At 75.6% G+C, this 12,238-nt stretch carries 7 protein-coding genes and 1 pseudogene; 1 reads left to right on the forward strand and 7 read right to left on the reverse strand.

Going from position 1 to position 12,238, the window contains the following annotated elements; translation table 11 throughout:
• Nucleotides 1-198: 198 nt before the first annotated feature.
• The 5 genes from ACFYMP_RS14245 to ACFYMP_RS14265 form a co-directional block, all read right to left on the reverse strand.
• On the reverse strand, nucleotides 199-2,094 hold the full coding sequence (locus tag ACFYMP_RS14245; protein WP_388855852.1) for a hypothetical protein: 1,896 nt from the start codon (nucleotides 2,092-2,094) through the stop codon (nucleotides 199-201).
• A gap of 143 nt (nucleotides 2,095-2,237) precedes the next feature.
• Complete coding sequence (locus ACFYMP_RS14250; protein ID WP_388855855.1) at nucleotides 2,238-4,439, reverse strand: NB-ARC domain-containing protein; 2,202 nt, start codon at nucleotides 4,437-4,439, stop codon at nucleotides 2,238-2,240.
• A 507-nt stretch (nucleotides 4,440-4,946) separates the two neighbouring features.
• Complete coding sequence (locus ACFYMP_RS14255; protein ID WP_388855858.1) at nucleotides 4,947-6,470, reverse strand: amino acid permease; 1,524 nt, start codon at nucleotides 6,468-6,470, stop codon at nucleotides 4,947-4,949.
• Nucleotides 6,471-6,711: 241 nt separating this feature from the next.
• Nucleotides 6,712-8,187, reverse strand: coding sequence for a diaminopimelate decarboxylase (locus ACFYMP_RS14260; protein WP_388855861.1), 1,476 nt, complete (start codon nucleotides 8,185-8,187; stop codon nucleotides 6,712-6,714).
• A 277-nt stretch (nucleotides 8,188-8,464) separates the two neighbouring features.
• Nucleotides 8,465-10,186, reverse strand: coding sequence for a PucR family transcriptional regulator (locus ACFYMP_RS14265; RefSeq protein ID WP_388855864.1), 1,722 nt, complete (start codon nucleotides 10,184-10,186; stop codon nucleotides 8,465-8,467).
• Between the two features lie 401 nt (nucleotides 10,187-10,587).
• Here ACFYMP_RS14265 and ACFYMP_RS14270 point away from each other — a divergent pair, with 401 nt between their 5' ends.
• Entirely contained in the window at nucleotides 10,588-10,746 is a 159-nt protein-coding gene (locus ACFYMP_RS14270) for a hypothetical protein (protein ID WP_388855868.1), read from the forward strand.
• On the opposite strand, the pseudogene ACFYMP_RS14275 reads toward ACFYMP_RS14270, so the two are convergent.
• Nucleotides 10,683-10,946 (reverse strand): annotated as a pseudogene (locus ACFYMP_RS14275) (recombinase family protein); the annotation flags it as partial. The gene ACFYMP_RS14270 and the pseudogene ACFYMP_RS14275 overlap by 64 nt on opposite strands.
• A 256-nt stretch (nucleotides 10,947-11,202) precedes the next feature.
• Complete coding sequence (locus ACFYMP_RS14280) at nucleotides 11,203-12,222, reverse strand: aldo/keto reductase (protein ID WP_388855871.1); 1,020 nt, start codon at nucleotides 12,220-12,222, stop codon at nucleotides 11,203-11,205.
• Nucleotides 12,223-12,238 lie beyond the last annotated feature (16 nt).

A 12,238-nucleotide genomic window follows, 5' to 3' on the forward strand; every position in this document is an offset into this window, starting at 1 on the left:
CCCTCGCCCGCCGTCCCGCGCGCGCGACCGCCTCGATCAGCCCGGACGGACCTGTACTCGTGAGCCCCGGTCCTCCCGTGAGCTCCGGTCCTCCCGACGAGCCGGAGCGAGGCGTCCGCCGCCCGTGCGGGCCGTCGCCGCGCGACGCCACCGGCGCACACCGGGCCGCGCGACGGGCCTTGGCCCGGTGGCCCGGCGTCAGACCTCGTCCCGGCTCTCCTCCGGCGGGGCCGTGAACGCGACGGACGTACGGGGGCCGGGACCGTCCTCGTCCTGTGGACCTTGGCACCGCACCCGCAGGCCCTCGGCCAGCAGCCGGGGGGACGGGTCCGGCTCGGGGTCCCGCGAAGTGCCGTACAGCCAGGACAGGTTGACGGCCGCGCCCAGCAGGACCGGGTCGAGCGCGGGCACCGGCTCGCCCCAGCGCCGTACGGCCCGCGCCTCCAGGAGCGAGCCGCCCCGCAGCCGTACCAGGCAGCGGTCGCGGTCCAGCCGGGCCACCAGGACGTGCAGGTGCGGGTACGCGGCCGCCTTCGCCGCGAGCCAGGCCGCGGGCGAGAGCTCGCCCTCCAGCACGGTCCGCGCCATGACCTCGGCGCTGCGCGGACGCAGCCGGTGCCGGTCCAGGTCGGTCACGGCGAAGAAGCCGTCCGCCGCGTCGCGCGGGTCGCCGAGCACCGGGAACCTGCGCACCGTCACCGTGCCCCCGGGCAGGACCCCGCCCGTCACCGCGTACGCCACCGGCTGCCGGCGCGGGAGTTCCGGGGGCGGCGGGACCGGGCGCGGCTCGGGCGGCGCGGTGGGGGCGGGGATGCCGCGCGGCGCGAGGAAGGCGTACATGCGGCGCCGCAACAGCGTCCCCGCCTCGCCCGGCGCGCCGAGCTGCGAGGCCGCCACCGCGCGCAGCGCCGCACGCGGGCCACCGTCCGCGTGCTCCGGGCCGCCCGCGTGCTCCGGGCCGGCCGTGCGGTCCGGGGCGCTCGTGCGGTCCGGGGCGTCCGCCGCGTGCCCCGGGCCGTCCGCCGTGCGCCCGTCCGACGTGAAACGGTCGAAGGCCGTCGTGATCTGGGCGTGCAGGTCGCCCTCCGGGTCGAGGCGGGGCGCCGTCCCGCCGAAGGCGAAGGCGGGGGAGGCCGGGTCGAGTTCCCCGGCCCCGGTCGCCGCGAGCAGCGTCACGCGGTCCAGCGCGGAGCCGTAGAAACTCGTACTGCCGTGGTCGCCCACCACGACGTCCCCGGCGATGATCGTGGCCCGCCAGCCCTCGTCCGGCGGGATCAGTGTCAGGCCCGCGTCCACCTCGTCGGCGAGGCGCCGGAACACGGCGTACCTGCCCTGCCGCGCCCACACGTTGGGGTGCAGCACGGCGGCCACCGCGTACTCGTCGACGGGCAGCGCCGACAGCAGCCGGCGGGGCAGTGCGGGGCAGCGGCCCAGCAGCGAGTGCGCGCCCCACGTCGAGTGCAGGACGACCAGCCGGCGCGAGCCGACCCCGAGCCGTTCCCGGAAGGCGTCGCGCAGCGGCAGGCTCGCCCGGACCCGGTCGAAGCACCAGTCACCGACCACCAGGGCCCGCCCCGCGGCCGGGGGGCAGGAGCGGGCCAGCCGCCGCAACTGCTCCTCGTGCGAGACCCCGATGGCCGCCGGGACCACGTGGCCCCGGTGGGTCAGCTCGCGGCGGGACAGCCCCGCGGGCGATCCCCCGTCACCCGTGCTCTCGCGCACCAGCCGGTTGTAGCCCGCGCCGTGCGGCAGCACCATCAGCGGCCCGCGCACCCCGCGCATCGACGGGTGCACGGCACAGGCCAGCGCGAGATCCCAGCGGCGCCGCACCGCCTCCTCCCACGGCAGTACGGGCACCCCCAGCTCGGCGAAGTACGCGGGCAGCCCGTCGGCGAAGGCCGAACCGGGGTTGACCGCGCAGGTCACCTCGATACCGTCCGCCGGGTCCAGCAGCGTCAGGACGTCCATGAGCCGGGTCGCCGAGGTCAGCGTCCGCGCGATCCCCAGCACCCGGGCGCGCGGGGCGGGCCACGTGTCCCAGCGCGGCGAGGCGGTACGCCGCGCACCGCGGAGGAGGGAGGAGACCAGGGCCATGGAGCGGGAATCCCAGGAGGACGATCGGCCCCGGAGGGCGGTGGACAGGGGCGCGTGGAATCGTACTCAGCTGGAGCGCGCGGCGGGCGGGCGCACGCGCCGGTCACCGCCCGCCAATCCCCGACGGGCCGCACCGGGCCCGGTCACGCGGGCCCCCTGCCAGAGGCGTTCGTGCCGTCGGCGCCGCCCGTGCTCTCCGTGCTCTCCGCGCCGCCCGCGCCGTCCGTGCTCTCCGCGCCGCCCGCGCCGTCCGTGCTCTCCGCGCCGGTCGCGCCGACCGCCGTCCCGTCCACCGCCGTCCCGTCCACCGCCGTCCCGTCCACCGACGGACCGCGTGACCGGCCCAGCGCGGAGCGGCAGCTGTCGAGCAGTTCCGGGTCGGACACCTCCTCGGCGAGTTCGGCGAGGAAACCGAGGACCTGATCGAGCTTGGCGCGTTGTTCCAGGGCGGAGGCGAGGGCCCTGGCCTCCAGTGCGTACGTGAGCGCCCGCTCCGCCTCGCCGAGCGCGCGGTACGTGGTGGCCTCGGTCAGGCGCAGCCGCATCAGCAGCGCCCGCTCGCCCTGCGCCTGGGCGGCGAGCGCCGCCCCCGCCAGGGTCTCCAGCGCCTCCGCGGGCCGTCCCGCCCGGGTCAGGGCCGCCGCGAGCTGGTTGCGCTGCACGAGTTCGCCGCGTGGATCGCCCTCGTTGGCGGCCAGCGCCAGGCGCAGCAGCTCCACCGCCTCCGCGTGCCGCCCGCGCGCCCCGTGCAGCAGCGCCTGCGACTCCCATACGACGGCCCGCACCTGGGCGTCGGCGACCAGGGGAAGGACCGGCTCGGCGCGCTCCAGCTCCACCCGCGCCTCCTCGAACTCGCCCAGGTCCAGATGCGCGCGGGCGAGCTGATTGCGCATCCGCACCTCGACGTCGGGGCGCGCGAGGTGCTGCGCGGCCACCACGCCGAGCCGGTGCGCCTCGATCCAGTCGCTGTAGTGCTTGAGGCTGTGGTAGAGCGCCCACAGCGACTCGCACAGCCACCACACCTGCTCGTACCGCCCGCGGGCCGCCGCCTCGCGCACCACCGCGAGGAGGTTGGCGCGCTCGGCGTCGAGCCACGCGAGGGCCGGGGCCGCGCCGGTGAAGGGCTGCGGGCCGGTGGGCGGCGGCTGGAGACGCAGCCTGCGGGGGCCGAGCACCATCCGGTCGGCGTGCGCCGCGCGCTCCACGTAGAAGTCCAGCAGCCCGTCGGCCACTTCGGCGCGCAGTCCGGTCCCGGCCCGTTCCCGGGCCCAGGCCCGCGCGTGCGCGCGCACCACGTCGTGCAGGCGGTACCGGGGACCGTCCGGGTCCCCCGTCCCCGCCCCCTCCTCCCCGGCGTCCGGCTCCCCGCCGTCCGTGCCCCGCGTGCCGTCCGCGCGCGCCGCCGGGGCCGTCGCCGTGGCGAGATGCCCCACGAGCAGGTCCCGCAGGCCCGCCGCCGCGTTCGGGGCCCCGCTCGCGGTGGCCGTGGCCCGGGTGAACGCGTCGCACGGGGAGCAGCCCAGCCGCAGGTACAGATCGGCGCTCGCGGGGGCGAACTCGGCCACCACCCGGTCGAGTACGGCGTCCGCGCCCGCCTCGGCGCCCTCCAGTTCCGCCACGAGGTCCTCCAGGGGACGGTGATCCGCGTCCAGCAGGCGCTGTGCCACCAGCCGCAGCGCGAGCGGGAGCCCGCCGCACAGCCGCACCAGCCGCCGCGCGGTGTCCTCGTCGGCCCGCTCGTCCCACCGGCGCAGCAGGGCCGTGCCCGCCCGTTCGTCCAGCGGGTCGACGGTGATCAGGTCCGCCCCGTCCAGCCGCAGCGCCCGCAGTTCGCGGCGGCTGATCACGAAGACCTGGGTGCCCAGTTCGAGGAAGGGACGCGCCTCGGGGGCGTGCCGCACGTTGTCCAGGAAGACGACGGAGCGCCGCTGCCGCAACAGCGACCGCAGCCGGGCCGCGCGGGCCGCGTCCGAGGCGGGCACCTGCTCGCCGCGCACCCCCAGCTCGCCGAGGAAGTCCCCGAGCACCGCGCCCACGTTCGCGGCGCCGTCGCGGCGGTCCGCGTCCAGGTCCGCGTAGAGAATGCCGTCGGGGAAGGAATCGGCGTGCAGATCCGCGAACCGCGCGAGCAACTGCGTCTTCCCGACCCCGCCCGGCCCCGACAGGGCGATGTGCCCGCGGCCGGGGGACAGCCGCTTCAGCCGGGCCAGTTCGCGTACCCGGTTCTCGAAGCCGGGCAGCGGCGCCGGGCAGCCCCACGGAACCGGCGGGGGCGGGGTGGCGGGGGGCGGCACCTCGAAGCGCTCGATCTCGATGCGGGCGGCCTGGAACACGTTCCCGTGCACGACGGCCCCTTCGGCCAGCAAGTTCCGCGTCCCCGTGTCCGACCGCTCCTCCACCGGGTCCCCCCTCACCTCGTCGCGGCCCGGGTTGCCGCCCGGCGGCAAGCGTATGCCGCCCGCGCCGCGCCGGGAGCGGAACGGGCCGGTGCGCCCCCGTGCGCTCCGGCGTGCCGCGTCCCGAGGACACGTCGGGCGCCGCGCCCCTGGACCCGGTGGACCAGGCCCTTCGCACCGTGCCGTCCCGCGCTCACCGGGTCCTGGGGTGCCGGCCCGCACCGCACGCGCCGGCACCCCAGGACCCGTGTCGCGTGCGCCCGCGGCCGCCGCCCGGACCGGCGTCGCGCGCCGGGAGAAGAGGGGGAGTGCCGCCTCGCGGGGCGCCCCGGTGGCCCGTCCGCTGTCCGAAGACCCGCCCGGGAGTGTGCCGGCTCGGCCGCAGCGCTCGCCGAGAACCCGGCGAAGGCCCTGGACCACCCGCGGGGCGGCCTGGTTCACGTGCCGGGCGGGCCCTCAGCCCCGCGCGTCGCCGCGCTGCCCGGGGACCTCGCCGGGCGGGGCGGGAGCGGAGGCGGCCGCGACCCGCCGCTCCTCGGCCACCGCCGCGACCCGGCCGCGTACGAGGTACCAGCCGCCCCACAGCCCGAGCGCGATGAGCGGGACGCAGGACACCGTCCACGTACCGATGTCCCCGTCGCAGGCCATGAGCACCACGACGAGCAGCAGGAAGGCGAGCGTCAGATACGAGGTGAAGGGCGTGCCCGGCAGCCGGAAGCCGCCGCTGACGGCACGGCCGTCCCGGACGCGGCGGCGCAGGGCGAGCTGGCACAGCATGATCATCGCCCAGGTCGCGATCATGGTGATCGCGGAGAAGTTGAGCACGATCGAGAAGGCGCGGTCCGGGACGACGTAGTTGAGCACGATGCCCAGCACGTAGCAGGAGGCGGTCAGCAGGATGCCGCCGAAGGGCACGTGCCGCTTGTTCATCCGCGTCGTGAAGCGCGGCGCCGAACCCGCCAGGCCCATCGAGCGCAGCGTACGGCCCGTCGAGTACAGGCCCGAGTTGCACGAGGACAGCGCGGCCGTCAGCACCACGAAGTTCATGATCTGGCCGGCGCCGGGGATGCCGACCTTGCCCATCAGCGTCACGAACGGCGACTCGCTGCCGCTGTACGCGGTCCACGGCAGCAGCAGGACCAGCAGCAGCACCGAGCACACGTAGAACACGATGATCCGCCAGGACACCGAGTTGATGGCCTTCGGGATGACCTCGCGCGGGTTCTCGGTCTCCCCGGCGGTGATGCCGACCATCTCGATCGCCGCGTACGAGAACACCACGCCCTGGGTGATGACGACCGCCGCGAGGAAACCGTGCGGCAGCATCCCGCCGTGGTCGGTGATCAGCTGCGGGCCGCCGGCCTGCCCCTCGACCGGGTGGCGGCTGGCGAGCAGCCAGCAGCCGACCGCGAGGAAGGCGACGATCGCGGCGACCTTGATGATCGCGAACCAGAACTCGAACTCGCCGAACCAGCGCACCGAGACGAGGTTCGCGCCCAGCACGACGAGCAGCGCGAACAGCGCGAGCGTCCACTGCGGGATGTCCCGCAGCGCGCTCCAGTAGTGCAGGTACACGGCGACGGCCGTGATCTCCGCGATCCCGCTGCACACCCAGTGCAGGAAGTAGATCCAGCCCGCGAGGAACGCGGCCTTCTCCCCGCCGAGCAGCTCACGGGAGTACGAAACGAAGGAGCCCGAGGTCGGCCGGTGCATGACCAGCTCGCCCATCGCGCGGGCGATGAAGAACGCGAACAGGCCGGTGACCGCGAACACGACCACGAGGGAGGGGCCGGCCGAGTGCAGCCGCTCACCCGCGCCGAGGAAGAGTCCGGTGCCGATCGCGCCGCCCACCGCGATCATCTGGACCTGTCGCCGCCGCAGGCCGGAGGAGTAGCCGTCCTCGCTCACCGGCCCAGCGGCGCGGGTGGTGGACGGCTGGGCAGCCGGCACCACCGTTTCCTCGGGGACTGAGTGCTTCATGGGGGAATCTCCGTACTGCGGTGCTCAGGGCACACGCCGCCGCTGGTGCCGCGGGGCACACCGGCCCCGCGCCGTACGGGGCGCGGGAACCGGCCGAAGAGGGGGGCGGGGCGGTGCGGGGACGGGCTGGTCGTTCTCCGTGGGGGAGGTGGGGGGCGGGGTTCCGCCGCCGCGTGGGGCGGTGGGCGGGACCCGGGGCGACAGGGGAAACGGAATGAGTCACTCCGAAACCCGGGGCAGCCTACCGGGCGGTAGAGGCCGTGTGCACGCGGATGGGCCGGGAACGGACCTCGCCCAGCGGGCCGGGGCCCTCCCCGGCGCCGGTCAGCGCGCCGCGCTGCCCCACACCGCTCTCCGCGAGCACCTCGGCGAGACTCTGCGCCGGACGCACCAGCGCGAAACGAACCTGCCCGCTCTCCTCGTCCGTCCAGTAGCCGTGCACGGCGGGCCGGGGCAGGCTGTTGTAGCCGAAGGGCGTCGAGAAGTAGTAGGCGCCGGTGTCCCACAGCGCGACGAGGTCCCCGGGCTCCAGCTCGGGCAGCGAGCGCCCGCGCGCCACCAGATCCCCCGCGAAGCAGCAGGGCCCCGCGACGTCCTGCACCAGCGCGGGCCCCGTCTTCGGCTCGCCGTGCGCGTCGAACGCGGCGACCCGCAGCGGCCAGGACTCGGGCGCGAACACCGTACGGGTCGCGACCTGCGCCCCCGCGTGACCGACCGCGATCCGGCGGCCCCCCGAGGTCTTCGTGTACTCGACGAGGGCCGCGACGAAGCCCTGCTTCGCGAGCAGGGAGCGCCCGAACTCGGTGACGATCGTGTACCGCCCGTCGAACAGCCCCGGCACGGTCGCGCGCAGCAGGTCCGCGTACGCCGAGAAGGACGGGGCGGTCTCCTCGCCCGCGAAGTTCACCGGCAGCCCGCCGCCGATGTCGATCGTGTCGACCTGCTGACGCCCCGCCTCCCGGTTGATCCGCTCGGCCAGCGCGTACACGACGCGCACCGACTCGGCCATCAGCTCCAGCGGCACGCCCTGGGAACCGGTGTGGGTGTGCAGCCGGGTCAGCCAGGGCCGGTCCAGGAAGGAGTCGACGATCCACTCCTCGGCGCCCTCGTCGCGCAGCGCGACGCCGAACTTCGACGTCGCGGTCGCCGTCGACATCGCGCCGATCGTGCCGGTGCCGACCTGCGGGTTGATCCGCATGCCGAGCGGGGCGCCCGGCTCCCGCCCGGCCCCGGCCCGCTCTCTCACCAGCGCGTCGATCCGGGCGAGTTCCTGCGCGTTGTCCGCGTTGACCGCGACACCGGTCGCGAGCGCGTCCCGCAGCTCCCCGACGGTCTTGGCGGGCGAGTCGAGGACCGTACGGGAGGCGGGCACCCCGGCGGCGCGGGCCAGCTCCAGCTCCCCGGGGCTCGCGACCTCGCAGCCCACGCCCTCCTCGTTCAGCAGCTCCAGGACGGGCACGAGCGAGGCCGCCTTGACCGCGAAGGTGTGCAGAACGGGCGCGTCCCCCGCGAAGGCGGCGCGCAGCTCGCGCGCGGCGGCCCGGATGCCCGCGACGTCCAGCAGCCCCGCCACCGGGGCGCCGGGACCGACCAGCCCCGCGTGGGCCGCCGCCCGTACCGCCGCGTGCCTGCGGGTCAGGGAATCGTGTCCGGCCACCGGGGGACGCTGCCCGCCCGGCGCGTGGCCCTGCCCGCTCGGCGTGGAGTCGAGAACCATCGCGGTGCCTCCTCGTCGGTCCCCCGTGGGACCAGCAGTGGGGTGACGGCGTCGTCCGCGCGCCGTACGGGGCACCACTGTGCAGGGCCACGCAGCCCCCCGTCTGCGGCGCGCGGGCCGAACCCGGGCCCCCGCCCGTGGTGCGGGAGGACAAGGAGCGCGGCCGGTACGGCGGGACGTGGTGCGCCCGTACGAGAGAAGACGGGTTCCGTTGTCCGGACGGACGAACCGGGCCGCCGAGCGGTCTCAGTCCGCCCCGCGCGGCGGCCGAGCGGTCTCAGTCCGCCGCGTGCGGCGGGAGCAGTCCGGCGGCGCGCAACCCGAGATCGGCGAGCAGCCGGGTGTCCGGATCGGTGAGGTCGAGGCCGAACAGGTCGGACAGCCGCCGCAGCCGGTAGCGCAAGGTGTTGGGATGCACGCCCAGCAGCCGCGCGGTGGCCGGGACGTCACCGAACCGGTCGAGGTACGCGGCGAGGGTGCCCGCGAGGTCCGTGCGGTGCGCCGCGTCGTGCGCGAGCAGTTCCCGCACCGGTCCGTCGACGGCCGGGGACAGCGCGGAGACGGCGTCCACGACCCGCAGCGCGTCGAGCGCGGACCGCACGTCGGCCTCCTCGGCGACCACCGCGGTCCGCTCCGCTCCGCCCGCCGGGTGCCGCTCGCGCAGCACCCGCAGGACGAGGTGGGCGGCGCGGCAGGAGTCGGCGGCCTCCTCCAGCGCCTCCCGTACGGCGCCGACGGCGACGAGCGGGCGGAACCCGGCGCCGCGTACCGCGGCGGCGAGTTCCCCGCCCAGCCGCCGCGCCTGGAGCGCGGCGGTCCGGTGCCGGTCCGGGCCGTCGGCCTTTGCCGCGTCGCCGGGGCCGGGCAGCGGGAGCAGGACGTCGAGCCGGTCCCCGTCGCGCAGCGCGAAGCCCGCCGGATGGTGCGCGGTGGCCTGGAGCGCCGCGAGGTGCAGCGCGCGGCCGGGATCGGCGCCCGCCGCCCCCTCGTCCGGGACGGCCAGGACGCTGAGCACGGCGCACGGGGTGCGCGGGGCGAGCCCGAGCGTCGCGGCGGCCGAGGCCACGTCGGGGGTCCCGTCGAGCAGCGCGCGCACCGCCTGCCCGCGCCGCGTCGACCCGGTACGGCTGCGCAGCCGGTGGTGCAGGAGGTGCGGCGCGGCGGTCCGCGCCGCCTCGCGCAGCGCCTGCCGGGCGCCGTCCCCGAGCGGGGCGCCGTCGGCCGCGACCCAGATCGAGCCGAGCACCTCCTCACCCGCGCGTACGGCGACGGCGAGCCGCTCGGGGAACCGCTCCTCGGCGGGCCGGTGCACGACGTCGTCGGTGGTCCACAGGGTGCGCAGGAAACCGCTCGCGGTCAGCTCGGCGAGCCGCCAGCGCGGCACCTGCTGCCCCAGGATCGTCAGGCGGCGCAGCGGGTCCGCCCCGTTCTCGGACCGCGAGAAGGCCAGTACCCGCGACTCCGGGTCCTCGATCGTGACGGCCCCGCCGACCAGCGCCGCGAAGACGTTGGCGAGCGCGGGCAGGTCCCCGAGCGCCACGTCCGTCGCCGGCCCGGCCGCCCCCGGCCCGCCGCCGTACGCGAGGCCCGCGCGCAGCAGCCCCAGCAGCTCCGTCCACTCGACCCAGGGCGCCCGGGTCAGCAGGGCGGTCGGCACGACCCGCGCCACGTCGAGCAGCCGCTGCGCGGGCCCGGCCGCCCCGCGCCGTACGACGAGCGCGGCGGCCCCCGCCTGCGCGGCGGCCTGGAGCACCCCGGCGGCGTCCGCGGAGGAGGCGTCGACCCCGACCGCGACCAGGACGTGATCGCGGGCCGCGAAGGTCTCCCCGGGGTCGTACAGCCCGACCCCGCGCACCGGCACCCCCGGCCCGCCCGGCGCGGACACCACCTCGACGGCCTCTCCGGCGCCCGCGGCCAGCACGCTGCCGAGGGTCGGGGTGTCGGCGGCGGGAGCGGCGTGCCCGGGGGCGGGCTCGGGGTTCGGGACGGGTACGGACATGCCGTCTATTCTCCCGCGCGCCGGGCACGGAGGGGAGGGCGGCGGCGGTGGGGGGTGCCACAGGGCGGGCGGGGGAGAGCGCGGGAGCGGACGGGCACCACGGACGGCGGGAGCGCGCCGGTGCGAGGCGGCCCTGTTCTCGTACGGCTACGGCCAGGTGGCGTGTAGCGCTGAGTAACCACTCTGGGCTGTGGTCACGCTGTTGAAGGGTGGCGAAGTCGGCGTGCGCCGCCTCGACGGCCTCCGGGTATGCCTCGCGCTTGGCGTGCTCAACGAGCGCCCGGTAGACACTGGCCACCGAGGGACTCTGCCCCTCGCGCTTGCCGGTGGGGATGATCAGGCCGGGCCGGATCTGCTCGACGGACTCGCCGTCCGCCCTCCGGCGCAGCACGGTGTGCAGCATGTCGTCGGTGATGACCGGCGGCCGGCCGCCGTGCTTGCCCTTGCGGGCCTCGGTGTCGAGCCCCTCCAGCGTCGACTCCCGGATGTTCTCCCGCTCGGTCTCCGCCATCGCCGCGAAGAAGGCGAACAGCGGCTTCCCCGGCCCGGTGGGGTCGTAGATCCCGGGCAGGGGACCGGCGGGCATCTCCAGGACCAGGCCGTGCGCCGTGAGGTGGTCGGCGAGCGCGGTCAGCTCGGCGGCATCCCGTCCCAGCCGCTTCATCTCGTACACCGTCAGGATCACCCGGCCGTGCGGGGCGTGCGCCTTGACCTCCCGCGCCGTCCGCAGCGCCTGCGCGAACTCTGGACGCACCCGCACCCGGGTGCTGATCGTCCGCGTCGCTCGGCGAGGGGTCCTGAGTGCCCGTCACGGCCTCGGGTTCGCGCACAACACAAGTCTCAGAAGAAGGTTCATCCCGCGTTTGAGTGAGAACTCGTCATGAGAACTGATCGGAGATCAGCAGGGTTCTGGCGGGCCGTTCTTGATCTTGCTCTGGGAAAGGGGCGTTTATGAGAACAGCCTCTTTGCCCCCGGCCCCGTTCTCCGGTGGTCTGGTACCGGGCGGTGCGGGTGGTCAGGCGGCCGCACGTTCGCCGACGGGACGGCGGCGCAGGTTCGCGTCCTGGATGGCGGGCGGCAGGTAGTCCTGGTCGAGGGCGCCTACGTCGGTGCCGGGCGGGACGATCTCGTCGATCCGGTCCAGGAGGTCGTCGCTGAGGCGGACATCGAGGCCGGCGAGGAGGTCGTCCAGGTGCGTCATGGTGCGTGCTCCGGCGAGGGCGCTGGTGACGGCGGGGTGGGCGATGGTGAAGGCCATGGCGAGGTGGGTCATGGGCATGCCCGCTTCCTCGGCGAGGGGGATGAGCTGTTCGATGACGTCGATGCGACGCTCGTCGTTGAGGTGCCTGAAGAAGCCCGCGCGGCTCAGGGTGTTCTCCTGGTTCTTGCGTACCCGGCCGGTGAGCATGCCCTGCGCGAGCGGCCCCCAGGCCATGACGCCCATGTTGTAGCGCTGGGCGACGGGCAGGACCTCGCGCTCGATGCCGCGGTTGAGCAGGGAGTAGGGCGGCTGCTCGGTGTGGAAGCGCTCCAGGTTCCGGCGCTCTGCGACCCACTGGGCCTCGACGATGTCGGAGGCGGGGGTGGTGGAGGAGCCGATTGCGCGGACCTTTCCGCTGCGGATCAGGTCCGTGAGCGCGGAGAGGGTCTCCTCGATGTCCGTCGTGGGGTCGAGGCGCTGGATCTGGTAGACGTCGATGTAGTCCGTTTGCAGACGCCGCAGAGAGTTCTCGACCTCGGTCATGATCCAGCGGCGGGAGGTGCCCCGGTGGTTGGGGTTCTCACCCATCGGCAGGCCGAACTTGGTCGCCAGTACGACATCGTCGCGGCGCCCCTTGAGGGCGTGGCCGACGACTTCCTCGGAGTCGCCGTAGGTGTCGGCGGTGTCGAGGAAGTTGATGCCGGCGTCCAGTGCTTTGTGGATGATGCGAGCCGACTCCGCGGGCTCGTTGCCCATGCGGGTGGCGTACATCAGGGTGCCGAGCGCGTACGGGCTGACCTTGATGCCGGTGCGGCCCAGAGTGCGGTACTCCACGGCTTCCTCCTGGGGG

This window comes from Streptomyces sp. NPDC007088 (assembly GCF_042869355.1).
Classification (GTDB): Bacteria; Actinomycetota; Actinomycetes; order Streptomycetales; family Streptomycetaceae; genus Streptomyces.